This is a genomic window from Bradyrhizobium sp. USDA 3315 (assembly GCF_054056795.1).
Window position 1 is genome coordinate 978,273 of the sequence record NZ_JBSRYP010000001.1, and the last position, 23,810, is coordinate 1,002,082.

General features: G+C 64.1%; 25 protein-coding genes. 3 read left to right on the forward strand and 22 right to left on the reverse strand.

The genetic code is table 11. The features are described 5' to 3' along the window. Positions 1–15: 15 nt before the first annotated feature. The 18 genes from ACVIYL_RS04520 to urtA all read right to left on the reverse strand — a co-directional run bounded on the left by ACVIYL_RS04520 (position 16) and on the right by urtA (position 17,255). The gene (locus tag ACVIYL_RS04520; RefSeq protein WP_456781778.1) at positions 16–999 is read right to left on the reverse strand and encodes a hypothetical protein; all 984 of its coding nucleotides are present in this window, start codon (positions 997–999) and stop codon (positions 16–18) included. Positions 1,000–1,502: 503 nt separating this feature from the next. Next, the gene (locus tag ACVIYL_RS04525; protein ID WP_456777852.1) at positions 1,503–2,531 is read right to left on the reverse strand and encodes a cytochrome-c peroxidase; all 1,029 of its coding nucleotides are present in this window, start codon (positions 2,529–2,531) and stop codon (positions 1,503–1,505) included. Positions 2,532–2,710: 179 nt separating this feature from the next. Further along, on the reverse strand, positions 2,711–4,372 hold the full coding sequence (locus ACVIYL_RS04530; protein ID WP_225161328.1) for a CHASE domain-containing protein: 1,662 nt from the start codon (positions 4,370–4,372) through the stop codon (positions 2,711–2,713). A 441-nt stretch (positions 4,373–4,813) separates the two neighbouring features. Beyond that, entirely contained in the window at positions 4,814–5,452 is a 639-nt protein-coding gene (ureG, locus tag ACVIYL_RS04535) for an urease accessory protein UreG (protein WP_028334695.1), read from the reverse strand. 150 nt (positions 5,453–5,602) lie between these two features. Then, entirely contained in the window at positions 5,603–6,340 is a 738-nt protein-coding gene (locus ACVIYL_RS04540) for an urease accessory protein UreF (protein WP_456781779.1), read from the reverse strand. Next, entirely contained in the window at positions 6,321–6,938 is a 618-nt protein-coding gene (locus ACVIYL_RS04545) for an urease accessory protein UreE (protein WP_456777853.1), read from the reverse strand. The genes ACVIYL_RS04540 and ACVIYL_RS04545 overlap by 20 nt, the downstream gene beginning before the upstream one ends. A 7-nt stretch (positions 6,939–6,945) precedes the next feature. Next, positions 6,946–7,245 carry a putative quinol monooxygenase gene (locus ACVIYL_RS04550; protein ID WP_028342270.1) on the reverse strand — a complete coding sequence of 100 codons (300 nt, stop codon included), beginning with the start codon at positions 7,243–7,245 and terminating at the stop codon, positions 6,946–6,948. 23 nt (positions 7,246–7,268) lie between these two features. Further along, positions 7,269–7,568 (reverse strand): putative quinol monooxygenase, encoded by a 300-nt coding sequence (locus ACVIYL_RS04555; protein ID WP_024581875.1) that lies wholly within the window; start codon positions 7,566–7,568, stop codon positions 7,269–7,271. 111 nt (positions 7,569–7,679) lie between these two features. After that, positions 7,680–9,395, reverse strand: coding sequence for an urease subunit alpha (gene ureC, locus ACVIYL_RS04560; RefSeq protein WP_253604700.1), 1,716 nt, complete (start codon positions 9,393–9,395; stop codon positions 7,680–7,682). A gap of 1 nt (position 9,396) precedes the next feature. Beyond that, the gene (locus ACVIYL_RS04565; protein WP_456777854.1) at positions 9,397–9,951 is read right to left on the reverse strand and encodes an HD domain-containing protein; all 555 of its coding nucleotides are present in this window, start codon (positions 9,949–9,951) and stop codon (positions 9,397–9,399) included. Between the two features lie 4 nt (positions 9,952–9,955). Further along, the gene (locus tag ACVIYL_RS04570; RefSeq protein ID WP_028334688.1) at positions 9,956–10,261 is read right to left on the reverse strand and encodes an urease subunit beta; all 306 of its coding nucleotides are present in this window, start codon (positions 10,259–10,261) and stop codon (positions 9,956–9,958) included. Positions 10,262–10,369: 108 nt separating this feature from the next. Continuing rightward, positions 10,370–10,672, reverse strand: coding sequence for an urease subunit gamma (locus tag ACVIYL_RS04575; protein ID WP_028334687.1), 303 nt, complete (start codon positions 10,670–10,672; stop codon positions 10,370–10,372). A gap of 27 nt (positions 10,673–10,699) precedes the next feature. Next, positions 10,700–11,536, reverse strand: a complete 837-nt coding sequence (locus tag ACVIYL_RS04580; protein ID WP_168858006.1) for an urease accessory protein UreD — start codon at positions 11,534–11,536, stop codon at positions 10,700–10,702. Between the two features lie 48 nt (positions 11,537–11,584). After that, positions 11,585–12,280 carry an urea ABC transporter ATP-binding subunit UrtE gene (gene urtE / locus ACVIYL_RS04585; protein WP_018269603.1) on the reverse strand — a complete coding sequence of 232 codons (696 nt, stop codon included), beginning with the start codon at positions 12,278–12,280 and terminating at the stop codon, positions 11,585–11,587. 4 nt (positions 12,281–12,284) lie between these two features. Beyond that, positions 12,285–13,046 carry an urea ABC transporter ATP-binding protein UrtD gene (gene urtD, locus ACVIYL_RS04590; protein WP_253604708.1) on the reverse strand — a complete coding sequence of 254 codons (762 nt, stop codon included), beginning with the start codon at positions 13,044–13,046 and terminating at the stop codon, positions 12,285–12,287. Positions 13,047–13,050: 4 nt separating this feature from the next. Continuing rightward, positions 13,051–14,220: an urea ABC transporter permease subunit UrtC gene (urtC, locus tag ACVIYL_RS04595; RefSeq protein WP_456777855.1), complete on the reverse strand. Its 1,170-nt coding sequence runs from the start codon at positions 14,218–14,220 to the stop codon at positions 13,051–13,053. Beyond that, the gene (gene urtB, locus ACVIYL_RS04600; protein WP_375167117.1) at positions 14,217–15,815 is read right to left on the reverse strand and encodes an urea ABC transporter permease subunit UrtB; all 1,599 of its coding nucleotides are present in this window, start codon (positions 15,813–15,815) and stop codon (positions 14,217–14,219) included. The genes urtC and urtB overlap by 4 nt, the downstream gene beginning before the upstream one ends. Positions 15,816–15,959: 144 nt before the next feature. Continuing rightward, positions 15,960–17,255 (reverse strand): urea ABC transporter substrate-binding protein, encoded by a 1,296-nt coding sequence (gene urtA, locus ACVIYL_RS04605; RefSeq protein WP_371852088.1) that lies wholly within the window; start codon positions 17,253–17,255, stop codon positions 15,960–15,962. Positions 17,256–17,778: 523 nt separating this feature from the next. On the opposite strand from urtA, the gene ACVIYL_RS04610 reads away from it, so the two are divergent. The 3 genes from ACVIYL_RS04610 to ACVIYL_RS04620 all read left to right on the forward strand — a co-directional run bounded on the left by ACVIYL_RS04610 (position 17,779) and on the right by ACVIYL_RS04620 (position 20,061). Beyond that, entirely contained in the window at positions 17,779–19,251 is a 1,473-nt protein-coding gene (locus tag ACVIYL_RS04610) for a DEAD/DEAH box helicase (RefSeq protein ID WP_430641161.1), read from the forward strand. 24 nt (positions 19,252–19,275) lie between these two features. After that, complete coding sequence (gene infA / locus ACVIYL_RS04615; protein ID WP_016842649.1) at positions 19,276–19,569, forward strand: translation initiation factor IF-1; 294 nt, start codon at positions 19,276–19,278, stop codon at positions 19,567–19,569. A 279-nt stretch (positions 19,570–19,848) separates the two neighbouring features. Then, positions 19,849–20,061, forward strand: coding sequence for a cold-shock protein (locus tag ACVIYL_RS04620; RefSeq protein ID WP_016842648.1), 213 nt, complete (start codon positions 19,849–19,851; stop codon positions 20,059–20,061). Between the two features lie 221 nt (positions 20,062–20,282). Here ACVIYL_RS04620 and ACVIYL_RS04625 read toward each other — a convergent pair whose 3' ends face one another. The 4 genes from ACVIYL_RS04625 to ACVIYL_RS04640 form a co-directional block, all read right to left on the reverse strand. Beyond that, positions 20,283–20,912 (reverse strand): TadE/TadG family type IV pilus assembly protein, encoded by a 630-nt coding sequence (locus tag ACVIYL_RS04625; protein ID WP_225645084.1) that lies wholly within the window; start codon positions 20,910–20,912, stop codon positions 20,283–20,285. Positions 20,913–20,920: 8 nt separating this feature from the next. Continuing rightward, complete coding sequence (locus tag ACVIYL_RS04630; protein WP_076824889.1) at positions 20,921–21,490, reverse strand: TadE/TadG family type IV pilus assembly protein; 570 nt, start codon at positions 21,488–21,490, stop codon at positions 20,921–20,923. Positions 21,491–21,661: 171 nt separating this feature from the next. After that, the gene (locus ACVIYL_RS04635) at positions 21,662–22,168 is read right to left on the reverse strand and encodes a pilus assembly protein N-terminal domain-containing protein (protein WP_057016118.1); all 507 of its coding nucleotides are present in this window, start codon (positions 22,166–22,168) and stop codon (positions 21,662–21,664) included. A gap of 189 nt (positions 22,169–22,357) precedes the next feature. Next, the gene (locus ACVIYL_RS04640) at positions 22,358–23,803 is read right to left on the reverse strand and encodes a hypothetical protein (RefSeq protein WP_456777856.1); all 1,446 of its coding nucleotides are present in this window, start codon (positions 23,801–23,803) and stop codon (positions 22,358–22,360) included. Between the last annotated feature and the right edge of the window lie 7 nt (positions 23,804–23,810).

Below are 23,810 nucleotides of genomic sequence, written 5' to 3' on the forward strand. Positions count from 1 at the left end.
CCAGGCGGCGGCGATCTACAGGACCGACGTCTTGAAGATCGCGGCGTGGCCGAAATAATAGACGAACAAGGTCACCGACAGCGCGGCACAGAGCGCGACCGGGGCGAGCCACGGCGCACGGCGGTCGCGCGACAACACCTTGTTGTCGGCGACAATCGCAAGCAGGACAGCGATGATCGCCGAGTGTCCAATCGTGTCGATCTTGCCGAATTCGAAGCACGCGCTGATGAACATCCCCGTCAGCACGGTGGCGGCGCAACGCCGGATCAGCGGCGTCCAGATCAAGGCAAAGGCAAGCGTGAATTCCACCATGCCGGCGGCGCGCATGTAGAACTCGTTGTCGAAGCCCAGCGTCATCGCGGAATGCTCGATCAGCAGCGGGAAGCTCCACTCCGGATAGGCCCATTTTTCAACCGAGGCCCACATCAACGTCACCGCGGCGGCGTAGCGCATCACATCGATCGGCCGAACTCCGAACAAATCCTTGTTCAACCCAACCAGTGCAAAATAGGCGGCAACACCGAGAAAGATCGGGTAATCGGCGAGGTGAAAGACACCGTAGTCGCGCACACCGATCCCGAACAGGACCACCATCCCCGCCGCCGACAGCGGCAGCGTGCGGCGTGACAGCATCCCGGCAGCGATCGCAAGCTGCAGCGCGCCGACGTACGGCGATGTCGTCTTCAACTCGGGCGTCAGCAGGATGCCGCCCACGGCCCAGATCGAGATGAAGAAGAACCCGCACACTGCGCGCATCATCAATTCGGTGCGCAGCCGCAGTCCCTCGGTGACACGGTCCATGACCCGGATCGTGGCGTCACCCAGCGAGGTGGGCTCGATCAGGCAACCCGCAAACAGCCAGAAGATGGCGACGCCGAGCAGCAGCTCGAAATCCAGGCAAAGGACATTCTCGAGTCCGCGGGGCTGACCGGCGACATCGTAGGCACAAAACCATTTGACATGTGCCTCGGCACTGCGCGCGGCGACGACACAAAACAGAACCGCTGCAAGGCACGTGGCGAAAAAGGAGCGCACCGCCGAGACGGTATCTCGCGCCCATCCACTAAACATTGAACCAACCGCCCACACACTTAAGGACTTGTTTAACTTATATCAAATTTTAAGCTTTGCGCCTGCCGGGACATCCCGTGGTTGCATTGTGGTTAATCGTGGCGGGCGAGCCCCCGGCCTGTCCCTTAGTGCAGTCTTTACAGCCGGTTGCCTCAAATTTTAGCTAATTCCGGCACGGGAGCTCAATTCAACTGTCGTAGTGAAATCCGGACAAATCGGATCGGGAGGCCGGTACAGTGTTCGGAGCGTTGAGCGTCGTAAGTATCGGGGTGGGGTCGGCCCTCGCCTGTTTGACAAGATCGTCCGCCGCGCGCGCAGCGACCCTCGAGACCTGCGCGGGCGCATTCGTGATCGTGGGGCTCGGCCTCCTGGGCGCGGCGCTGCCGCACCTGTCCTGAACGAACCTCGTTCTGAACCGCGTTGAGCCGAGGTCAGCGCGGCAGTTTGGGGACGCCTGCCACCGGCGGGGCCGTTGCGGTCAGGGTTTGCAGGAAGGCGATGAGGTCGTTCTTCTCCTCTGCCGTCAGGGACAGCGGCTTGATGTCGGGCGATCGGCTGGGCCGATCGATCCCACCCTTGTTGTAAAGCTCGATGACATCTTCCAGCGTTGCCACCGATCCGTCGTGCATATAGGGCGCGCGGCGCGCGACGTCGCGCAATGTCGGCGTCTTGAACGCATATTTCAGCTTCGCCGAGGTCGGAAAGAAACGGCCGCGCCCGATGTCATGGCCCTTGGCGGTGCCGATATCCTGGAAGGATCCGTCGGAAAACGACGGGCCGCTGTGGCAAGCCGAGCAACGTGCCTTGCCGTTGAAAAGCTCAAAGCCGTGCTGGGCTGATTTGCTGATGGCGGTGTCGTCGCCCTTGATCCAACGGTCGAACGGAGCCTCGCCTGCGACGATGGAGCGCTCGAAGGTCGCCAATGACGCCTCGATCCTCGGCCGCGTGATCGCGCCGTCTCCGAATGCGTGGGCGAAGGCATCGACATAGCCGGGGATCGCCGAAAGTCGCGCAATCAATTCCGGCTCGGTCATGTTCAGGTTCGCCGGACTGAGGATCGGCCCGAACGCAACGGATTCCAGATCCCTGAACTTACCGTCCCATCCCAGCGGCTCGAAGAAGGCCACATCGATCAATGTCGGCGAGCGGATCGGCAGGCCCTTGGGATCCTCACCGATGGCGCGCGGAAGGCCATCGGCCCATGAAAGGGATGGCCTGTGGCAACTCGCGCAGGAGTGTGTCTTTGACCTCGACAGCAGCGGATCGAAGAACAGCAGTTGCCCAAGCGCGGATTTCGCCTCCGAATAGGGATTGCGGCTCGGGAACGGAACGACGTCCGGCCTCCGATAGCTGGCACGGATTGTCGCAGGGTCGCCGGGCGGCGCTGCCGGAGTCAAGGCAAGCGACAGCCCTACCGGCAAAACTGCCGCGAGCAAGGTCAGGCTGACCCAAAGCCTCATCGGGGTCCTCAGACGGTATCCTGCTCGGTATATGCCCAAGCATGTTCAACGAAGTTTTAACAATCGGTTGCGGTCTATTACTGATAGTGGGCATTGGTCACGATGACGCCGGCGCATGCTTGCGCGCGTGATTTCGATCAATCCGCGCGTCGATCCGATCACACAACCTGAGGCAGCCGCTACTTCTTCACCGGGCGCAGCGGCGCGGAGAACTGCTCGGTGCGGTCGCGCTCGGTCATGTCGACGACGGTGTCCATCGGCGCGGTCAGTTCATAGACATAGGAGACGTCGGTGAAGTAGCGCTTCGCGGTGCCGCCGAGCGCCTCGGGCGCGACGCGGTCGAGCAGGATCAGGCCGAAATCACTGTCGGCTCGCCGCGTCGCCTGGCTGGTGTTGAACTCTTCCCAGCGGAAATGAAAGACCAAGTCCGCATCCTCGCCGACGACCTCCCAATTGGCGACGATGTGCGGGTGCTTGCCGACCAGTGACAGCCCTTCGTCGGAATGCGAGGCGAGCTCGAAGAACAGCAGCGACAGCGATTGGGCGGCGCGGGCGCTGACCGTGATGTCGGGACCGTTCACCGCGATCCGGTCGGCATGCGGGATCGCGCGCGATTCGAACAGGCCCTTCAGCTTGACGCCCTGCCACTGGCTCTCGCTGAGCAGCGTGACGACGTTCGACATCGCATGGATGCGCCCGATCAAGAGTTCGCGCGCGACATCGATATCGGCGCCGTGCCGCAGCGTGCGGGTCACGATCGACTGGATCACCGCGAGGATGTTCTTGACGCGATGGTTGAGCTCGTCGATCACGGCGGTCAACCGGCGCTCGAATCCGATGCGGACCTCGATCTCGCGGCTGAGGCGCAAATTGTTATAGGCGACATAGCCGAACAGGCCGCAGACGATGCCGGTCAGCGCGAGGCCGATCGCCGCGACGATGGTCGCGGTCTGCTGCGCACGCACCGTGGCGTTGCTCTTGGCGTAATAGTCGAGCGACCAGTCACGGCCGCCGAACGTCACCGTGCGCACCATCGACGGCAGCGGGCCGTCCTGGCGCACCGCGCGCGAGGTGACGATGCCCTGCTCGTTGGCGGTGAACTCGTCGTTGGAGTCGCGCGGATCCTTCAACGCCACCGCGAACAGCGAGCTGTCATCGTTGGTCAGCATCAGCGACGACAGCTCATAGGAGAAGGTGATGAAGCCGGCCGGCTCGGACGCGCCCTCCTGGAACACCGGCGCGGCGAGCACGACCCCGACCGGGCCGTTCTGCCGCAACAGCGGCACCGGATCGGAGGCTACCGGCTTGGCGTTGGCCATCGCCCGTGCCAGCATCGGGCCCACCACCGAGTGGCGGTCGAAGGCGCGGCCCGGAATGCTCAAGGTCTCCGGATTGCGCGGCTCGACGTCCATCAGCACGTTGATCGGCTTGTCGAGCGCCTTGAGGTCGAGCGCCTGGTCGTCGAAATCCCGGATCGTCGGATTGGTGAAGCCGTTGGCCTTCAGCTCGGCCTCCGCCGCGGCGAGCTCGTCCGGCTTGAGCCGCGCGATCCAGGCGGCGACGACGAAATCGGTCTTGAAGGCGTAGATCGCCGAGCGCAGCGGCTGCAGCATGTTGGCCTTCACCATCGACGGCGCCCGGAACAGCCCGGAGGCGACCCGCGCCAGCAGCTCGCGCTCGGTCAGGCGGTCCTGCACCAGGCTGGCGTGGACATCGATCGCCCGCGCCAGCGCGATGCCGTCGATCGCGAGCTCCTGATCGTGCACCCGATAGGCGGCAAGACCGGAGAGCAGAACTCCGATCAGCGCAATCAAGGCAACGATGAAGCCCAGTCGAACCACACGCTTACTCGGCAATCAGGGGGTGGCGAAAGGGGACGGAAGTCATCTGGCTTCTGCAAGGGCGGCGACAAATCAGGATGCGATGAAAGCCCGCCGCAAAGGAATATGGAATAGCGATCATCGGTCCGCAACAGGAGCCGGTCGGCAGCATTAACGACGACGCCACCCGGCGGTCTTTGGCGGCGCCAAAGGTTGCTAATCGGCAAAGTTGGAAATTGTTCCGGCGATTGCGCAGCTTTTTTGCGGCGGGTGCGCGCACTCGCTCGTTCACCGTCACCCTGAGGAGCGCGGCACGCGCGTCTCGAAGGGTGAACGGCCCCACCCGTGGCCGTACATCCTTCGAGGCTCGCTCCGCTCGCACCTCCAGCGACAAAGGCGAAGCCTTTGCGCGGGGATGACGGGACTGGCCGACCCTGCCACAATGATTAACGTCTAGCTGGCCTAACCCGCCTTGACCTTGCCCTGCGACCGAAGGCCGCCCTTGGTCTCGATGAAGCTGATGATGCGATCGAGGCCGTCGCTCTTCTTCAGGTTGGTCATCACGAAGGGCCGCTCGCCGCGCATCCGCCTGGCGTCGGTGTCCATCTTCTCGAGTGACGCACCGACATGGGGTGCGAGATCGATCTTGTTGATCACCAGGAGGTCGGATCGCGTGATGCCGGGGCCGCCCTTGGAGGGGATCTTGTCGCCGGCGGCAACGTCGATGACGTAGATCGTCAGATCGGCCAATTCCGGCGAGAAGGTCGCCGCCAGATTGTCGCCGCCGGATTCGATCAGCACCAGATCGAGGTCGGGGAATTTTGCCCGCATGTCGGCGACCGCGGCGAGATTCATCGAAGCGTCCTCGCGGATCGCAGTATGCGGACAGCCGCCGGTCTCGACACCGGCGATGCGGTCCGGCGTCAGCGAACCGGAGCGCACCAGAAACTCGGCATCCCATTTGGTGTAGATGTCGTTGGTGATCGCGGCGATGTCGTAGCGCTCGCGCATCGACTTGCAGAGCAGGTCCATCAGCGCGGTCTTGCCGGAGCCGACCGGGCCGCCGACGCCGACACGAAGTGGGCCGTGGGAAGTGGGCATATCAACAAGTCCCTCTATTGTCGTCCCGGCGAAAGCCGGGACCCATACCGCGTGATCCTTCAACCGGGTCCAGTGGCCGACACCATCCGCAACAACCACCCCCTGTGGTTATGGGTCCCTGCTTTCGCAGGGACGACAGCGGAGGATGCATCATGACCGGAACAGCCTCGTGTATTGCGTCTCGTGACGCAGGCTTGCGAGATCGGCGCGAAAGGTCGCGCCGCCGAGATCGTCGAGCGAGGCCGCATTGGCCCGCGCCGCGGTCGCAGCAACGACCAGCTCGAGACCGGCCAACACGCGCTGACTGTCGGTCTGCCCGAGCGGGATCAGCCGGCTGCCCGCGGAAATCCAGTTCGAGGTCACTGCATGCAGGAAGGCGTGCAGCGCCGGCGCAAGCCGAATGCCGTGTGCAGCGCTGACGATGCCGACCGCGACGGGGTAGACGACAGGGCCGTTGCAAGCCGCAATCATCGCGTCGAGGCCGGGCGAATTCCACGCGGCACGGGCGATCTCGATGAAGGCGCGCCCCTGCGTCGTGGTCTCGAGCTGCCGCTCGCGCGACGGCACGAAGACCGCGGCAAGCTCGGCGACCTGCTTCAGCCCGGCATGATTGGGCTGCAACGCCGCGCGAAAACTCTGCGCGAGAAACACGGCGTCGCAAAATCCGCTGCCGTCGGAAAGCATCGCGGCGAGCCAGCCGCGCAGCGACGCGGCATCCGTGATGTCGCCGGCCTCGACCGCCCATTCGATGCCGCTGGAATAGGCGAATGCCCCCACCGGAAAGGACGGCGACAGCCATGTCATCAGCCGGTACAGCGCGGCCGCCTCGTCCTCCGCCATCCCACCGCGCAGCGCGGCGGGATCAGGCTCATTTGTGGTCATGAGCATGGGAGTGATCGTGGTGATGATGAGCATGCTCGCAATGCTCGTCATGATGATGGTGGTGGTCATGGTCAGGCCCATGATCATGGTCATGGTGGTGACCGTGATCATGCGCATGGCTGTGGGCATGATCGTGCCCGGTGTGACCATGCGCGTGCTCGTCGGCATGCGCATGCTCCGCATAGGCGCCGCCCTCGGGATCGAACGGCGCCTCGATCTCGATGACACGGGCCCCCAACCCCTTCACCATCGCCTCGATCACGTGATCCCTGCGGATGCGCAGGCCCTTCGGCATGATCTGGGTCGGCAGATGACGGTTGCCGAGATGCCAGGCGACCCGGATCAGATGATGCGGATCGCTGCCCCGGATTTCCGCCAGCGGCTCGGGAGCTGCGACCACCTCGACGAGGCGGCCGTCCTCCAGCACCAGCGCATCGCCGCCGCGCAGCGCGACGGCGTTTTCGAGATCAAGCAAAAATTCGAGCCCGCGCGTCCCTGACATCACCATCCGCCGCCGGTGCCGGTCGTCGAAATCTAGCACGACGGTATCGGCTGGCGCTTCCTTCCAGCGGTGCTGTCCCAGGACCTTGGTGGCGCGGATCATCGATGCCTCAGAGCTTCTCGACCTTGGCGTCGCTGATGATCTCGATCACCGTCGGCCCGGTCTTCATGTTAGCGGAATATTCGCGCCATACCTTCATGTGCGGCGCCCTGGCATGGCCGTTGAGATCCTCGCGGCTCTCCCAGCGCTCGACCACCACATAGAGGTTGGGATCGTTGACGCTGACATTGCCGTCATAGGAGATGCAACCCTTCTCCTTGCGGGTCTCGACCGTGCAGGCCTTGTGCCCCTTGATGAAGTCGTCCTTGTTCTCCGGCTTCATCGGCGTGGTGGCGATGACATAGATCATGGATTATCTCCCTTCTTTTTTCGTTAGCGGACGTCGACCTTCTCGGGCGTGATCACCTCGATCTTCGGCGGCGCGGCCATGCATTTCACCGCGACCCGGCCGAACGTCTTCATGTGCTCGGCGGTGCGATGCGGCACCAGCGCCTCCGCGTTCTCCCACTGCTCGACGAACACCATCTTGCTGTGGTCGGTGACGCTCTCATGCAGATCGTAAGCGATGTTGCCGGGCTCCTTGCGGGTTTCCTTGATGCAGGCCGTCGCCGCGGCGATGAATTCGGCGCGGGTCTCGGGCTTGATGGTCAGCGTGGCAACGACGTAAATCACGGAAATTCCTCCCGGTTTTCTGTTTTGGCTTGAGTCTTGTTTTGACGCGTTTTCTTTCCGCGAACCGGAAATCCAGTTCACTCGAAGACGCTCTGGTTACCGGGATGGGTTTTAGAACATAAAATAGCGCTGTGCCATGGGCAGCACCTCGGCCGGCGCGCAGGTCAGCAGTTCGCCGTCTGCGCGTACCTCATAGGTCTCGGGATCGACCTCGATCTCGGGCGTCGCGTCGTTGTGGATCATGCTCTTCTTGGAGATCTTGCCGCGGGTGTTCTGCACCGCATAGAGCTTCTTGGCTGTGCCGAGCTTGCGGGCGAGACCGCCGCTCGCCGCGGCCTTCGAGGTGAACACCACCGAGGATGCGGTCAGCGACTTGCCGAAGGCGGCGAACATCGGCTGGTAATGCACCGGCTGCGGCGTCGGGATCGAGGCGTTGGGATCGCCCATCGGCGCCGCTACGATCGAGCCGCCCTTGATGATGCAATCCGGCTTGACGCCGAAGAACGCCGGCGACCACAGCACGAGGTCGGCCATCTTGCCCTTCTCGACGGAGCCGATCAGCTTCGACACGCCGTGCGCAATCGCGGGGTTGATGGTGTATTTGGCGATGTAGCGCTTGACGCGGAAATTGTCGTTGTCGTTGCCCTTGTCCTGCGGCAGCGACCCGCGCTGCTTCTTCATCTTGTCCGCGGTTTGCCAGGTGCGGATGATGACCTCACCCAACCGGCCCATCGCCTGCGAGTCCGACGACATCATCGAGAGCGCGCCGAGGTCGTGCAGGATATCCTCGGCGGCGATGGTCTCCTTGCGGATCCGGCTCTCGGCGAAGGCGAGGTCTTCGGCGATCGACGGATCGAGGTGATGGCACACCATCAGCATGTCGAGATGCTCGTCGATGGTATTGCGGGTGAACGGCCGGGTCGGATTGGTCGAGGACGGCAGCACGTTCTTCAGCCCGGCAATCTTGATGATATCCGGTGCGTGGCCGCCGCCGGCACCTTCGGTGTGGAAGGCATGGATGGTGCGGCCCTTGAACGCCTTCACCGTATCCTCGACGAAGCCGGATTCGTTCAGCGTGTCCGAATGCAGCATCACCTGGACGTCGTAGTCGTCCGCCACCGAGAGGCAAGTGTCGATCGCGGACGGCGTCGTGCCCCAGTCCTCGTGCAGCTTGAGCGCGCAGGCGCCGCCCTTGATCATCTCGACCAGCGCCGCCGGACGCGAGGCGTTGCCCTTGCCCGAAATGCCGAGATTGACCGGGAAGGCGTCGAACGACTGGATCATCCGCCCCATGTGCCACGGACCCGGCGTGCAGGTGGTGGCGAAGGTGCCGTGCGAGGGGCCGGTGCCGCCCCCTAACATCGAGGTGACGCCAGACATCAGCGCGTGCTCGATCTGCTGTGGGCAGATGAAATGGATGTGGCTGTCGAAACCGCCGGCGGTGAGGATCTTGCCTTCGCCGGCGATCACGTCGGTGCCGGGACCGATGACGATGGTGACATTGGGCTGGATGTCGGGATTGCCGGCCTTGCCGATCGCCGCGATCATGCCCTCCTTGATCGCGACGTCGGCCTTCACTATGCCCCAGTGATCGACGATCAGCGCATTGGTGATCACGGTATCCGCCGCGCCCTGCGCGTTGGTCACCTGCGACTGCCCCATGCCGTCGCGGATCACCTTGCCGCCGCCGAACTTCACCTCCTCGCCATAGGTGGTGAGATCCTTCTCGACCTCGATGATCAGATCGGTGTCGGCAAGCCGAACCCTGTCACCGGTGGTCGGACCGAACATGTCGGCATAGACGGAACGCTTGATCTTCACGGACATGTCAGCCCCCAGTTTCAGCCAGCGCGGCCTTGGCGCGCGCAATCGCGTCGTCGAAAATGCGGTCAAGCCGCGGATTGATGCCCCGGCAACCGGCAACGACCTTGTCGGCCCAGGCCGCATAGTCGGCGAGATCGTCGCGCTCGTCCTTGCTCGGATGCGGCACGATCCGCGCGCCGATATTGCTGATCTTGTCGGCGATCTTGATCAGCTTTGCACCGGGAGATTTGTGCGGAGCATCCTCGATCTGCTTTTGCCGGCGGGCAGGCTTTGGCAGGCTCATGTCATCGGTGCACTCGACAACGAGATCGGCAACGCGCGCGCTGAACTTCTGCGCGAGCTCCTCGCGCGTGGTCTCGGTGTCCTCGATGGTGTCGTGCAGCCAGCCGGCAGCCACCAGTTCGGCATCGGTGCCGTTAGTGACCTGCGCGAGCAGATTCGCGACCTCGGCGAGATGGTTGATGTAAGGCTCACTCCCCCGCCCCTTGCGCGCCATCCCGTTATGACGGTGCGCGGCAAGCTCGGCAGCTTCGGAGACCATGCGGACAGCGGGAAGCATGGCGCTACAGCTTCCCCTTCACCTCGGCGCGAAAGCCGTAGATCACGCGCTTGCCGGCGAGTGCGACGAGCTGGACGTCGCGGGTCTGGCCGGGTTCGAAGCGGACGGCGGTGCCGGCGGCGATGTCGAGGCGCATGCCGCGGGCTTTCTTGCGGTCGAATTTCAGCGCCGGGTTGGTCTCGAAGAAGTGGTAATGCGAGCCGACCTGGATCGGACGATCGCCGGTGTTGGCGACCGAGAGCGTCACGGTCTTGCGGCCGGCATTGAGCTCGATCTCGCCGTCCTTGATGAAGAGTTCGCCGGGGATCATTCGTCTCTCCTGTCATTCCGGGGCACGCGAAGCGTGAATCCGGAATCTCGATCAACAATCTCTGGATTCCGGGTTCTGCCTTCGGCCGCCCCGGAATGACGCTCGTGGCTATCGGATCGGCTCGTGCACGGTGACGAGCTTGGTGCCGTCGGGGAATGTCGCCTCGACCTGGATGTCGTGGATCATCTCCGGGATGCCATCCATCACCTGCGCGCGGGTCAGGACCTTGGCGCCGGCCTGCATCAGCTCGGCGACGGTGCGGCCGTCGCGCGCGCCCTCGACGATGAAGTCGGTGATCAACGCGACGGCTTCGGGATGGTTCAGCTTGACGCCGCGCTCGAGCCGGCGCCGCGCCACCATGGCCGCCATCGATACCAGGAGCTTGTCCTTTTCGCGGGGAGACAAATTCATGCGAGCACTCTGAAAGCGTTGAAAGGATTAGTTGAGCCAAAGCCGCGGCAGCGGGACAGTGGAGGCGCGGCCGAGCACCGTCATCATGTCGGCCCGCAGCCGGGCCGCATCTTGGGCACAGAAGCGGGCCATTGCAAAGCCATTCCAGGCGGAGATGCCGACCTCGCCGCCGAAGCTTTCCGACGCCTCGCGGATGCGCTCGACCAAGGCTTCGTCACCCGGCACGATCAGCGCCGTGCCGATCGCGCAGCCGCCGCCCGCGATCGCGGGTCGCGCGAGCTTCTCGCCGATCTCGCCGTCGAGCCTGACGGTCTCGGCGAACACCAGCTTGCCGCCACGGCGCATCCGCCAGCGGTCGACGAACTCGCCGTGGCGCATGGTCTCGCCCATCGCGGCGCGGCCGAACACCACGATCTCGCAGAGCAGGAGCGAGGCACCCTCGGCAAGGTCGATGTCGAAGCCGCGGTGAATGCGGGCACGGTCGAACAGGATGGTTTCCTGCGGCAGCCAGGCGAGATGCGCGCCTGCGGCAACGGTCAGCGCGATGTCGAGCCGTGCCGCCGCTGCCGGTGCACGGTAGACTTTCTCAGCCGCCGCGGTGGTCAGCGTCAAACGCGCGCCCTCGCCGGCCGCGACCGCGATCTCGAAGCGGTCCCCGCCGGCAATGCCGCCGGCGGTGTTGACGAACATGGCCGAGAGACCGTCGTCCTCCGGCGATGGGAAGCGGACGCGCAGCGAGCCGGACTCATGCAGGTCGCCGCGGCGGGTGGCGCCGTCTTTCAGATGCACGCCGAACCTGACAGCACCCTGGGCGCGGTTTGCCGCAAACGTCGCCGCTGCCGCGCCTGCGATCCCGGTCCGCATTCCCCCGACGCTCCCTTCGCGCGCCACAACAGGCGGCTCACATCCTGTTCACAGCGCCATCTGGCGGCTGATCTCGGCGGGATCGAGGCTTGCGCGGTCGCAGGCATATTTCACCGCACCCCGGTCCATTACGGCAAAACTGTCGCCGAGTTCGCAGGCAAAGTCGAGATATTGTTCGACCAGCACGATCGCGATGTTGCCGAGGTTGCGCAGATAGGAGATGGCGCGGCCGATATCCTTGATGATCGAGGGTTGAATGCCCTCGGTCGGCTCGTCGAGCAGCAGGAGCTTCGGCCGCATCACCAGCGCCCGGCCGATCGCGAGCTGCTGCTGCTGGCCGCCGGAAAGGTCGCCGCCGCGGCGGCCCAGCATGGTCTCCAACACCGGAAACAGCGAGAACACGTCGTCGGGAATGTTGCGGTCTTCGCGCTTGAGCGGACCGAAGCCAGTCTTGAGGTTCTCTTCCACCGTCAGCAGCGGAAAGATCTCGCGGCCCTGCGGCACGAAGCCGATGCCGCGACGCGCCCGCTCATAGGGCTTTAGCGCGGTGATGTCCTTGCCGTCGAAATTGATCGTGCCGGAGGCGATCGGATACTGGCCGACCATCGCGCGCAGCAGCGAGGTCTTGCCGACGCCGTTGCGGCCGAGCACGCAGGTGACCTTGCCCGGCTCGGCGGTCAGCGACACGCCGCGCAGCGCCTGCGCCGCACCGTAATAGAGATTGATGTTGTCGATCTTCAGCATCGCGCTAGCGCCCCAGATACACTTCGACCACGCGCTCGTTCGACGACACCTGGTCGATCGAACCTTCGGCGAGCACCGAGCCCTCATGCAGGCAGGTCACCTTGACGCCGAGCTCGCGCACGAAGGTCATGTCATGCTCGACCACCATGATGGTGTGATTCCTGTTGATCTCCTTCAGGAGCTCCGCGGTCAGATGGGTCTCGACATCGGTCATGCCGGCGACCGGCTCGTCGACCAGCAGCACCTTCGGGTCCTGCGCCAGCAACATGCCGATCTCGAGCCACTGCTTCTGGCCGTGCGACAGACTGCCGGCGAGGCGGTTGCGCGCATCGGTCAGGCGGATGGTCTCGAGCACCTTGTCGATGCGCTCGGACTCAGCCTTGCTGCCGCGCCAGAACAGCGTGCCGCACACGGAATGATCGACATTGAGCGCGAGCAGCAGATTGTCCTGCACGGTCTGGCTCTCGAACACCGTCGGCTTCTGGAATTTGCGACCGATGCCGAGCTCGGCGATACGGGTCTCGTCGAGCCGGGTCAGGTCGACGGTGCCGTCGAACAGCACCGTGCCCTCGTCGGGTTTGGTCTTGCCGGTGATGATGTCCATCATCGTGGTCTTGCCGGCGCCGTTCGGGCCGATGATGGCGCGCATCTCGCCGGGCTCGAGCGCCAGCGACAGATTGTTGATGGCGTGGAAACCGTCGAACGAGACGTGCACGCCGTCGAGGTAGAGCATGGCCGAAGTGGCGCGGGTATCCATGACGTTCATCTGCCTACTCCGCCGGGTTCGGTGCGCCGATGCCGTCTTCGCGCGCGGCACTCTCGGCGTCGGGTGAGTTGCGCCGCGCTTTCAGCGGCTCCCACCAGGCGTTGAAGGTACCGACGATGCCCTTGGGCAACAGCAGCGTGACCAGGATGAACAGCGCGCCCAGCATGAACAGCCAGTACGGTGCGAGCGGCCCCGAGGTGAAGAACGTCTTGGCGTAGTTGACGACGACGGCGCCGAGCGCCGCGCCGACCAGCGTGCCGCGGCCGCCGACCGCGACCCAGATCACCGCCTCGATCGAGTTGGCGGGCGCGAACTCGCTCGGATTGATGATGCCGACCTGCGGCACATAGAGTGCACCGGCAACGCCGGCCATGCACGCCGACAGCGTGAACACGAACAGCTTGTAGGATTCGACACGATAGCCGAGGAAACGGGTCCGGCTTTCGGCGTCACGCACGGCGATCAGGACCTTGCCGAGCTTCGAGGTCACGATCGCGCGGCAGATCAGGAACGCGATGATCAGCGCAAGGCAGCTCAGCAGGAACAGCGCCGCGCGGGTGCCTTCGGCCTGCACGTTGAAGCCGATGATGTCCTTGAAGTCGGTCAGCCCGTTATTGCCGCCGAAGCCGAAATCGTTGCGGAAGAACGCCAGCAGCAGCGCATAGGTCATCGCCTGCGTGATGATCGACAGATACACGCCGGTGACGCGCGAGCGAAAGGCGAGCCAGCCGAAGCAGAAGGCGAGCAGACCCGGCACCAGCAGCACCATCAGCGCGGCAAACCAGAACTTGTCGAAGCCGTACCAGTACCAGGGCAGCTTGCTCCAGTTCAGGAACACCATGAAGTCGGGCAGGATCGGGTTGCCGTAGACGCCGCGGCTGCCGATCTGGCGCATCAGGTACATCCCCATCGCGTAGCCGCCCAGCGCGAAGAACGCACCGTGGCCGAGCGAGAGGATGCCGCAATAGCCCCAGATCAGATCGATCGAGAGCGCAAGGATGGCGTAGCAGACATATTTGCCCCACAGCGCGACCAGATAGGTCGGCACCTGGAACAGCGAGCCCTGCGGCAGCAGCAGGTTCGACAACGGGATCAGCACGCCGATCGCGGCGACGATCAGGACGAACGCGGTCGCGGCGCGATCGAGCGAACGGGTGAGGATGTGCGGCGTCATGCTTCCACCGCCCGACCCTTGAGCGCGAACAGGCCGCGCGGCCGCTTCTGGATGAACAGGATGATCAGCACCAGGATCGCGATCTTGCCGAGCACCGCGCCCGCGACAGGCTCGAGGAACTTGTTGGCGATGCCGAGCGTGAAGGCGCCGACCAGCGTGCCCCAGAGATTGCCGACGCCGCCGAACACCACGACCATGAAGCTGTCGATGATGTAGCTCTGGCCGAGATTCGGGCTGACATTGTCGATCTGCGACAGCGCCACGCCGGCAATGCCGGCGATCCCCGAGCCGAGACCGAAGGTCAGCGCGTCGACGCGCGAGGTGGCGATCCCCATCGAGGCCGCCATGCGGCGGTTCTGGGTCACCGCGCGCATCTCGAGGCCAAGCGCGGTGTAGCGCAGCATCGCCAGCAGGATGGCAAACACCGCGAGCGTGAAGCAGAGGATCCACAGCCGGTTATAGGTGATGGTGATCTGGCCGAGCTCAAAGGCACCGCTCATCCAGGAGGGGTTGCCAACCTCGCGGTTGGTCGGGCCGAACGCGGTGCGCACCGCCTGCTGCAACACCAGCGACAGGCCCCAAGTCGCGAGCAGCGTCTCCAGCGGACGGCCGTAGAGGAAGCGGATGATGGTGCGCTCGATCACGACACCGATCAAGCCGGCGACCAGGAAGGCGAGCGGCACCGCGATCAGCAGCGAATAGTCGAACAGCGCAGGATAGCGGCTGCGGATCACCTCCTGCACCACGAAGGTGGTGTAGGCCCCGAGCATCACCATCTCGCCATGCGCCATGTTGATGACGCCCATCACGCCGAAGGTGATGGCAAGCCCAATCGCGGCGAGCAGCAGCACCGAGCCGAGTGATAGGCCGTACCAGGCATTCTGCACCATCGACCACATCGCCAGATTGCTCTGGATCGAGGACACCGCGCTTGCGGCCGCGTTGGCGACCAGCGGCGGCTGGTCGGCGCCGAGGCCGGTGAGCAGCGCCAGCGCCTCCTGATCGCCGCGCGCCTTGACCACGGCGACGGCGTCGAGCTTGTCGCTGTCGGATGCGTCCGACTTGAACAGGATGATGGCGGCGCGCGCCTCGGCGAAGGCCTGCTTGACCGACTTGACGTTCTCCTTGGCGAGCGCAGCCTCCACCGTCGGCAGCAAATTCTCCTCGTGGCTCTTGAACACCGACTGCGCGGCGGCGAGGCGTTTGGCCGGATCCGGCGACAGCAGCGTCAGGCCGCCGAGCGCAGCCTCCACGGTGCGGCGCAGGCGGTTGTTGAGGCGGACGGCGGCGGCGTTGTCAGGCAGCTTGTCGACGGCAGCACCCGTGGCGGCGTCGACGATCTTGCCGTCGGTCCGCGTGATGAAGACCTTCTTGCTGTCGGGATCGGCCGAGAGCCGGCCGTCCTGCAGCGCGCTGATGATGGGCGAGGCCAGCGCATTGCCCGACGCGGCGACCTCACCGATCGCAGCCTCGGTGTCGGAGAACTCGTCATTGGCGAATTTGGCGACCGAATCCTCGAACGGACCAGCCAGCGCCGGCACAGCAAGGCAGCTCAGCAGCAGGATCGAGAGAAACAGCGCACGAAAACGATCAATACAATTGGCGAACACGTCAGTACCCCGGCAGGAGTGTGAGGAGAAGGCGGCGAGCTGTGCCGCCTTCTCCAGGTTCTTGGATGGTTGTGTTGTGTCGTCGATCAGGTCAGGAGCTCAGGAGCCCTGTTGTCAGGAGCCCTATTGTCAGGAGCCCTGGCCGCCGCACTTGTTGGTCTTGGTGTTGAAGTTGCCGCACTTCTTGCCGACCCAATCGCCGATCAGGTCCTTGGAGCCTTCGAGCTCCTTCGACCAGGCGTCGCCGGCCACCAGGCCCGGGGTCTTCCAGACCACGTCGAACTGGCCGTTGCCCTTGATCTCGCCGATGAACACCGGCTTGGTGATGTGGTGGTTCGGCAGCATCTGCGACACGCCGCCGGTCAGGTTCGGCGCCTCGATGCCGGGAAGCGCATCGATCACCTTGTCCGGATCGGTCGACTTCACCTTCTCGACCGCCTTCACCCACATGTTGAAGCCGATGTAGTGCGCTTCCATGGGATCGTTGGTCACGCGCTTCGGGTTCTTGGTGTAGGCCTGCCACTCCTTGATGAACTTCTCGTTCGCCGGGGTCTTGATCGACTCGAAGTAGTTCCAGGCGGCGAGATGGCCGAGCAGCGGCTTGGTGTCGATGCCGGCGAGCTCTTCCTCGCCGACCGAGAACGCGACCACCGGGATCTCGGTCGCCTTGATGCCCTGGTTGCCGAGCTCCTTGTAGAACGGAACGTTGGCGTCGCCGTTGATGGTGGAGACCACCGCGGTCTTCTTGCCAGCCGAGCCGAACTTCTTGATGTCGGCCACGATCGTCTGCCAGTCAGAGTGACCGAACGGCGTGTAGTTGATCATGATGTCGTCCTGGGCGACGCCCTTCGACTTCAGATAGGCTTCCAGGATCTTGTTGGTGGTGCGCGGATAGACGTAGTCGGTGCCGGCCAGCACCCAGCGCTTCACCTTCTCTTCCTTCATCAGATAGTCGACCGCCGGGATCGCCTGCTGGTTCGGCGCCGCGCCGGTGTAGAACACGTTGCGCTCGGACTCCTCGCCCTCATACTGTACCGGGTAGAACAGGATGTTGTTCAGCTCCTTGAACACCGGGAGCACGGATTTGCGCGACACCGAGGTCCAGCAGCCGAACACGACCGCGACCTTGTCCTTGGTGATCAACTCGCGGGCCTTTTCGGCGAACAGCGGCCAGTTCGAGGCGGGGTCGACCACGACGGGCTCGAGCTTCTTGCCGAGCACGCCGCCCTTCTTGTTCTGCTCGTCGATCAGGAAAAGGATCGTGTCCTTCAGCGTGGTTTCGCTGATGGCCATGGTGCCCGACAGCGAGTGAAGGATGCCAACCTTGATGGTGTCGTCGGCCGCTTGCGCGGGCGCGAGGGACGAGGACGCAGCCAGACCCAAAACCAGGCCGGCCGTCGCCGCGAGCGCGCGGCGGCGGGTCATCGTCGTTATTTTGTGAGAAAGCTGAGTAAGCATGAAATGTCGTCTCCCTGACGCAGGCGTGGAACGCTGCGAACGGCCGCTTGGCCGCCTGCGGTTAAGGGAATCGCAAGAACTGTGCCACGGTGCGCAGCCCCTGTAAGCCGATGAACCGGTTAGATAATTTCATCGGTTCCGGGCAAATACGGAAGCCGACTGCTCAATCATTGAGCCGCCAACTTGACTGCCGAAAGAGCAATCAGATTATTTTGTAGGCAGAATCGCCGCCTTGGCTAAATTTCCGGCATCGATTTGTGACAGTTTGCGCGATGGTTCAGCGAACTCCGGGCACCAAAGACGGCAATCTCACCTTGAAACCGCCCAGTTCCTGGTCCATATCCTCGCCATGCCCGCGAGAGTCGCGGTGCCTTCGCGAGCTGCGTGTTCAAGCTGCCCCAAGCGGCTTCTGGCTCGCCTTTCAGCTAACCCAGCTTGACGCCCCAGACACGCGGGTGTCCCCGAATGCCTTCACACGCTTCCGGCCGATATGGGCCGGGACGACGACGGCTTTTATGGAAAGAACCACCTTTTGACCTCCTTTCAGGATTTCGGCCTCGCCGATCCCATCGCCCGCGCGCTCCGAGAAGAAAATTATCTCACGCCGACCCCCATCCAGGCCCAGACCATCCCGCTAGCCCTTGCCGGCCGCGACGTCGTCGGCATCGCCCAGACCGGCACCGGCAAGACCGCCTCCTTCGCGCTGCCAATCCTGCACCGGCTGCTGGAGAACCGCGTCCGCCCGCAGCCCAAGAGCTGCCGCGTGCTGGTGCTCTCGCCGACCCGTGAACTGTCCGGCCAGATCCTCGACAGTTTCAACACCTATGGCCGCCACATCCGGCTGTCCTCGACGCTCGCCATCGGCGGCGTGCCGATGGGCCGCCAGGTCCGTTCCCTGATGCAGGGCGTCGAGGTGCTGGTCGCCACCCCCGGCCGCCTGCTCGATCTCGTGCAGAGCAACGGCCTGAAGCTCAACCAGGTCGAGTTCCTGGTGCTCGATGAAGCCGACCGCATGCTCGACATGGGGTTCATCAACGACATCCGGAAAATCGTCGCCAAGCTGCCGATCCGGCGCCAGACGCTGTTCTTCTCGGCCACCATGCCCAAGGACATCGCCGAGCTCGCCGAGGCGATGCTGCGCGACCCGGCCCGCGTGGCGGTGACGCCGGTGGCCTCGACGGTGGATCGCATCGCCCAGCGCGCGATCCAGGTCGATTTCGCGGCCAAGCCGACGGTTCTCGCCCAGTTGCTGAAGCAGGAGCCGGTCAACCGCGCCCTGGTCTTCACCCGCACCAAGCACGGCGCCGACAAGGTGGTGAAAAGCCTTGCCAAGGCCGGCATCGAGGCCAATGCGATCCACGGCAACAAGTCGCAGAACCACCGCGAGCGCACGCTGGCGGCGTTCCGTTCCGGCGAGATCCGCACGCTGGTGGCGACCGATATCGCCGCCCGCGGCATCGACGTCGACGGCGTCAGCCACGTGGTGAATTTCGACCTGCCCAATATCCCGGAGACCTACGTCCACCGCATCGGCCGCACGGCGCGCGCCGGCGCCGACGGCGTCGCGATCTCGCTGATCGCCGGTGCCGAGGAGATGGGCTATCTGCGCGATATCGAGCGGCTGATCCGGATTACCGTGCCGCGGGAAGACCGCCGCACACAAGGCAGCTCCTCTGGCGGCCGCGAGGCCGCCGGGCCGGCGCAGGCCACCCACCCGCACCGGGGCGGCCGTTCTGCACCCCGTGCGCATAATGTCCGTGGGAATGAGGCCGCTCCGGGCGCAAAAGGCCCTCGCCGCCGCCGCCGTCGAGGTGGTAATAATGGCGCGCCGCAGACGAGCCGGGGCGAGTCGCCGCGTCCGTCGCAGGCCGGCAACAGCGAAGGCATTCAGGGCGTCGCCTTCTTGCATCGCGAGAGCCGGCCGAATCCGCAATCCAACCGCAACAACCGACCGAAGCACTAGCCGTCGCTCGATCTGGAGAAACATATGGCTAAGGAAGAGCTGATCCAGTTCGAAGGACTGGTGACCGAAATCCTCCCCGACGCTCGTTACCGGGTGCAACTCGATGCCGGGCACGAGATCGTCGCCTACACCGCCGGCAAGATGAAGAAAAACCGCATCAAGACGCTGGCCGGCGACCGCGTTACGATCGAAATGTCGCCCTACGATCTCGAAAAGGGGCGCTTGATCTTCCGGCACAAGGACGAACGTCCGAGCGGCGCGCCGGGCGGCCCGCCGCGGGGCGGAGCCCAGCGCGGCGGCCAGTTCCGCCGCCGATAAGCGGGGTATTGCAACCGCTGCGGGCATGACGTCCTGATGTCCTGCGCACAATTGGCCGGCGGCTGCGCCGGCCAAAAAATCGCGCACGTCAGGATTGTTTTCAGGATTGTTTTGAAGCCTTCTATCGAATAATATCCTACCCATCGATTTTCGGCCGGACGACATTAGCCAATACCGGTACAGCCGGTTCAGACGCTGACGACCCTTCCAAAAATTCGATCTCACCACCCCGCCGATCAGCGGGTCTTGAACTTGTATATCTGAGAAGGGACTACCCACGTGAGCATGGGAACCGTGAAGTGGTTTAACGCGACCAAGGGCTACGGCTTCATCCAGCCGGATGAAGGCGGGAACGACGTGTTCGTGCACATCAGTGCAGTCGAGCGCGCCGGCCTTGGCACTCTGCGTGAAGGCCAGAAGATCTCCTACGAGATCGTGGCTGACCGCCGTTCCGGCAAATCCTCGGCCGACAATCTGCGCGCCGCCGGATAAGCCGATTTCCCGGGAGCGCGAAGCTCCAGGAAATTGTCGCTAAAGCATCAAGGGCCGCACCTTCGGGTGCGGCCCTTTTTGTCTGGATTGCCAACCGGCGTCCGCGTCGTTGGAAAGCTCTAGAGCTTTTCCCGTTCCGATGGAATCGGAACGGGGCTCTAGATTCTTGTTTTGACGCGTTTTCTCCACGCGAACCGGTATCCACTTCGCTCGAAAACGCTCTAATAGGTCGAGCAGGTCGTCGGCATGGTGGCGGACGTCGGGGCATAGAACACGCAAACCGACTGCCGCGGCCTTGTGAAGGCGACATCGGTGAGATTGATGCCGCTCTTGGCCATCACATAGCCGACCGTCGGAACGTATTTGTAGCTGACTTCGCTGAAGATCAGATATGTGCCCGCAACCAGCAGCGCCGCCGGAACGACGCTGGTCACGACATCACCCTGGCTGCGGCTCGAGGCCGTCAATGTGGCCTGGGTGGCGCCCGTGGCCATCACCCCCGCCTTGCTCCACTGGATCCGCGCGACCTTCGAGGCATCGACGTAGATTTCCGACAAGGTGACCTTGGTCGGCGTCGGATCGTACGGCGTCATGATGCCGACGCTGGCACTGAAGAAGTTCTGCAGGTCGGCATCCACCACCTGCGTCGACTGCGAGGTCAGGTCCGACGCGGCGCGCGCCATAAGCGTGACCTTGCGGTCGACCGCGACACCGGATGAAAACTCGACGGTGCCGAAGAACAGCACCAGCATCAGCGGCAGGACGAAAGCGAACTCGACGGCGGCAAGGCCCCGGCGGTCATTGCACAGGGCCACGACGGAGCGCAGCAAGGCCGCTGCCTGGGTTTTCATGACGTTGCTCATGAGCATGTCGCCCCGGCGGTCCCGGATGGCTCGTTCTTGAATGTCGCGGTCGCGGTCAGCAGCCGCTTGCCATTGGCGAGGTTGGCGACATTGAAGCCAAGCTTGGTGACGAACAGCGGCCACTGATAGAACAGCCGGACCACCACGACGTCGCCGTCCTTGCCGGGACACCATTTCATGGCCGGAATGAATGCGTTGTTGGAATCGATTGGAGGCGCGATGTTGACGCTGCTGAAGCCCGTCGCCGCGGGGTAGCTGCGCACGTCGACCGATATGCCGTTGGCGCAATCGAACAGCGGGTTGACCTGGCCGCAGACGTAGTCCTTGAACTGCTGCTGGGTATAGCTTGCGCCCTGCGCCTGACCGGTCATGATCATGCGCGCAGAATCCTGCGTCACCGTCTCCAGCACCTGGCTCGCAAAGAAGATCATCGCCACTTCGATGATCGCAAACAGCAGTCCGAAAAACAGCGGCGCGACCATCGCGAATTCGACCGCGGTCGCGCCACGGCGGTTTCTGCGAAAGCGATGGAGGAGGCGCGTGAAAGAATGAGCGGGTAGCGGCATCAACGACCCCGGATCAACATGGCGGCAACAACTACCCAAGACTCATTGTCGAAGTATTTCGCCGGATCGAGACAGGGCGACCCGATCCGTCAGGCCTTTCTTAACCATGTCGGATGAACCGCCTGCGGCAGGCGGCTGCCCCGGCGTGCGAAGCGCCGGCGCGGACACGCGCTAGTTCTGCGGCTTCGCGGCCGCGCCCGAGCCGGAGGCCTGGCTGTTGAGCGAGCCGGCCTGGTCCATGGTCGACTTGAAGTAGGTCTCGCCGTCGCCGAGGGTGATGCGACGCTGGCAGACCGGCATGCAGCTGTAGGTCTCGCGATCGACGCCGCGATAGACGGTGACAAGCTGGTCGGTCGGACCTTCGACCTGGATCTGGCGATCCACCAGCACCTGGCCGGTGCGGTCGAGTGCGATGAAGTTGGTCGCGCCGTAGCCCTTGCCGGTCACGACGACAACGCCGCCATTCTGCAGGGTGACGTCGGCGATCAGCGGGTTGCCGACCACGATGGTGGAAATGCCGCCGGGCAGCTTGACGAGCTTGGCCTGATCGACATTGACCGCAATCCGGTCCGGATCCGGCGCGGCCGTTGCGAATGCGGGCCACAGCAGAACGGCTGCGGCCAGCGAGATGAATCCAATGCGCGCGACGGCGCCAATACGCTGGAATTGAAACGACATACCTTACCCCGGGACGTTAACAAGCCGGCAAAAGCGATACGCAGCGGACCGGCGCCCGACGCAGGCAAATCTGACGGCAATTCATTTAAGAAGAGCAAAAATCGACCGCTGAATTGCGCGGATGTCACGACTTCCGGAACGGATCGGCCAACGGCCCGGTGATCCCGCGGAAAAACGCCGCCGCGCCGCCTAGCCGGCGGCACGCACATGCACCACCACGCGATCGTCCGCGTAGAGGCGCTGCCATCCATCGATGTGATCGAGAAACTTGGAGGCGGGCGTTGCCGGATCGAGCATCACCGCATCGACCCTGTAGGTCTTGAGCAGGTCGAGGAAGCCGTCGACGTCCTTGAGCTGGAGCGCACGGTAATACGCCATCTCGAATTTCTCGCCGTAAAGCTCGGCACGGCCGTCGACGAACACCGGCACCTGGCGCCAGATCAGATAGCCGCCGAACTGCAGATCATTGAGCACGCGCTGCACGTTGTGCGCCTTCAGCGCGTCGACAGCGGCAGCGGGCGAATGGATCGTCGGCGGCGACATGTCCCGACGCGCCGCAATGAACCAGGTCGAGGCGCAGAGCGCGGTGATGAGCACCGCGGCCGGCGTGGCCTTCAGCCGGGCCACGCTTGCGGCACGCAGGCCGAACTGGGTTGCCACCGGCGTCAGCGCGGCCAGCGGCAACAACAGGGCGAAGAGCTCGAGATTCCTGACATGGGATAGCGCCATGTGCAGCAGGCCCAGCGCCAGGGCGATCCGCGGCAGCGGCAGCTTCACCCCGCAATAGAGCGCCCCCCCGATCAGGCCGAGAATGGTCAGCTCGAATGCATCGACGTGGCTGAAACTCGCCGGCATCCACTCCGTGATGAGATGCAGCAGTTCACCGAGGCTGAGAATCCTGAGCGAGGCGAAGATCGTTCCCCAGCCATAGGGCGTCACGCAGCACGCGGCCAGCGCGCCGAGGCCGAATGCGGCCCAGCGCAGCGCCAGCGGCAATCTTTGCGCCGGCGCGGCGTTCCACAGCGCATCGAGCGCGAAGGCGCCGGCCAGCACCAGGCCAAACAGAAAGCCGCCATGCAGATTGGCCCAGAGCGCGATCAACGGCAGCAGCCAGAACGAGGGGGCCTCGCGGCGTTCGCTGGCGACCATCAGGCCGCTCGCCCAGACCATCATGATCGGCAGCGCAAGCACATGCGGACGGGCCAGCAGATGCCCGAAGGTCAACACCAGCGCCGCCAGCGCGATCAGGCTCGCATGGATTGCCGGCAGCGCACGGCCGAGGATGGCGGTGAGCAGCGCGAAGGTGGCGGCACCGCAGGCCGCGGCCAGCACCGCAGGCCCGGTCCACCCGGCAAGGTCGTAGGCCTTCGCGAACAGGACCTGCGCCAGCCACGACGACGACACCCAAGGCTCACCCGCTTTCGTGAAGGAATAGATATCGACCGACGGCAATGCGCGGTGGTCGAGGATCCACCGGCCGACGGCAATCTGCCAGTAGGTGTCGGAATCGGCGAGCAGCCTGTCGCCGACGACCAGCAGCAACGCATAGACGCCGCACGCCATCCAGAACCAGGCCGGGACTTCGGCGAACACCGAGGCCCGCGCCTGTGGGATGGTTGCGGTCTCAGCACTCATGCGCGCG

Bases quoted from the DNA above. Each gene is read 5' to 3' on its own strand.
- ACVIYL_RS04545 (WP_456777853.1), bottom strand. From the start codon at position 6,938: ATGATCCGCGCCACCAAGGTCCTGGGACAGCACCGCTGGAAGGAAGCG.
- urtA (WP_371852088.1), bottom strand. From the start codon at position 17,255: ATGACCCGCCGCCGCGCGCTCGCGGCGACGGCCGGCCTGGTTTTGGGT.
- ACVIYL_RS04525 (WP_456777852.1), bottom strand. From the start codon at position 2,531: ATGAGGCTTTGGGTCAGCCTGACCTTGCTCGCGGCAGTTTTGCCGGTA.
- ACVIYL_RS04550 (WP_028342270.1), bottom strand. From the start codon at position 7,245: ATGATCTATGTCATCGCCACCACGCCGATGAAGCCGGAGAACAAGGAC.
- ACVIYL_RS04610 (WP_430641161.1), top strand. From the start codon at position 17,779: ATGGGCCGGGACGACGACGGCTTTTATGGAAAGAACCACCTTTTGACC.
- urtD (WP_253604708.1), bottom strand. From the start codon at position 13,046: ATGAACGTCATGGATACCCGCGCCACTTCGGCCATGCTCTACCTCGAC.
- ureC (WP_253604700.1), bottom strand. From the start codon at position 9,395: ATGTCCGTGAAGATCAAGCGTTCCGTCTATGCCGACATGTTCGGTCCG.
- ACVIYL_RS04570 (WP_028334688.1), bottom strand. From the start codon at position 10,261: ATGATCCCCGGCGAACTCTTCATCAAGGACGGCGAGATCGAGCTCAAT.
- ACVIYL_RS04640 (WP_456777856.1), bottom strand. From the start codon at position 23,803: ATGAGTGCTGAGACCGCAACCATCCCACAGGCGCGGGCCTCGGTGTTC.
- urtE (WP_018269603.1), bottom strand. From the start codon at position 12,280: ATGCTGAAGATCGACAACATCAATCTCTATTACGGTGCGGCGCAGGCG.
- ACVIYL_RS04575 (WP_028334687.1), bottom strand. From the start codon at position 10,672: ATGAATTTGTCTCCCCGCGAAAAGGACAAGCTCCTGGTATCGATGGCG.
- ACVIYL_RS04625 (WP_225645084.1), bottom strand. From the start codon at position 20,912: ATGAAAACCCAGGCAGCGGCCTTGCTGCGCTCCGTCGTGGCCCTGTGC.
- ACVIYL_RS04565 (WP_456777854.1), bottom strand. From the start codon at position 9,951: ATGCTTCCCGCTGTCCGCATGGTCTCCGAAGCTGCCGAGCTTGCCGCG.
- ACVIYL_RS04630 (WP_076824889.1), bottom strand. From the start codon at position 21,490: ATGCCGCTACCCGCTCATTCTTTCACGCGCCTCCTCCATCGCTTTCGC.
- urtC (WP_456777855.1), bottom strand. From the start codon at position 14,220: ATGACGCCGCACATCCTCACCCGTTCGCTCGATCGCGCCGCGACCGCG.
- infA (WP_016842649.1), top strand. From the start codon at position 19,276: ATGGCTAAGGAAGAGCTGATCCAGTTCGAAGGACTGGTGACCGAAATC.
- ACVIYL_RS04635 (WP_057016118.1), bottom strand. From the start codon at position 22,168: ATGTCGTTTCAATTCCAGCGTATTGGCGCCGTCGCGCGCATTGGATTC.
- ACVIYL_RS04580 (WP_168858006.1), bottom strand. From the start codon at position 11,536: ATGCGGACCGGGATCGCAGGCGCGGCAGCGGCGACGTTTGCGGCAAAC.
- ACVIYL_RS04540 (WP_456781779.1), bottom strand. From the start codon at position 6,340: ATGCTCATGACCACAAATGAGCCTGATCCCGCCGCGCTGCGCGGTGGG.
- ureG (WP_028334695.1), bottom strand. From the start codon at position 5,452: ATGCCCACTTCCCACGGCCCACTTCGTGTCGGCGTCGGCGGCCCGGTC.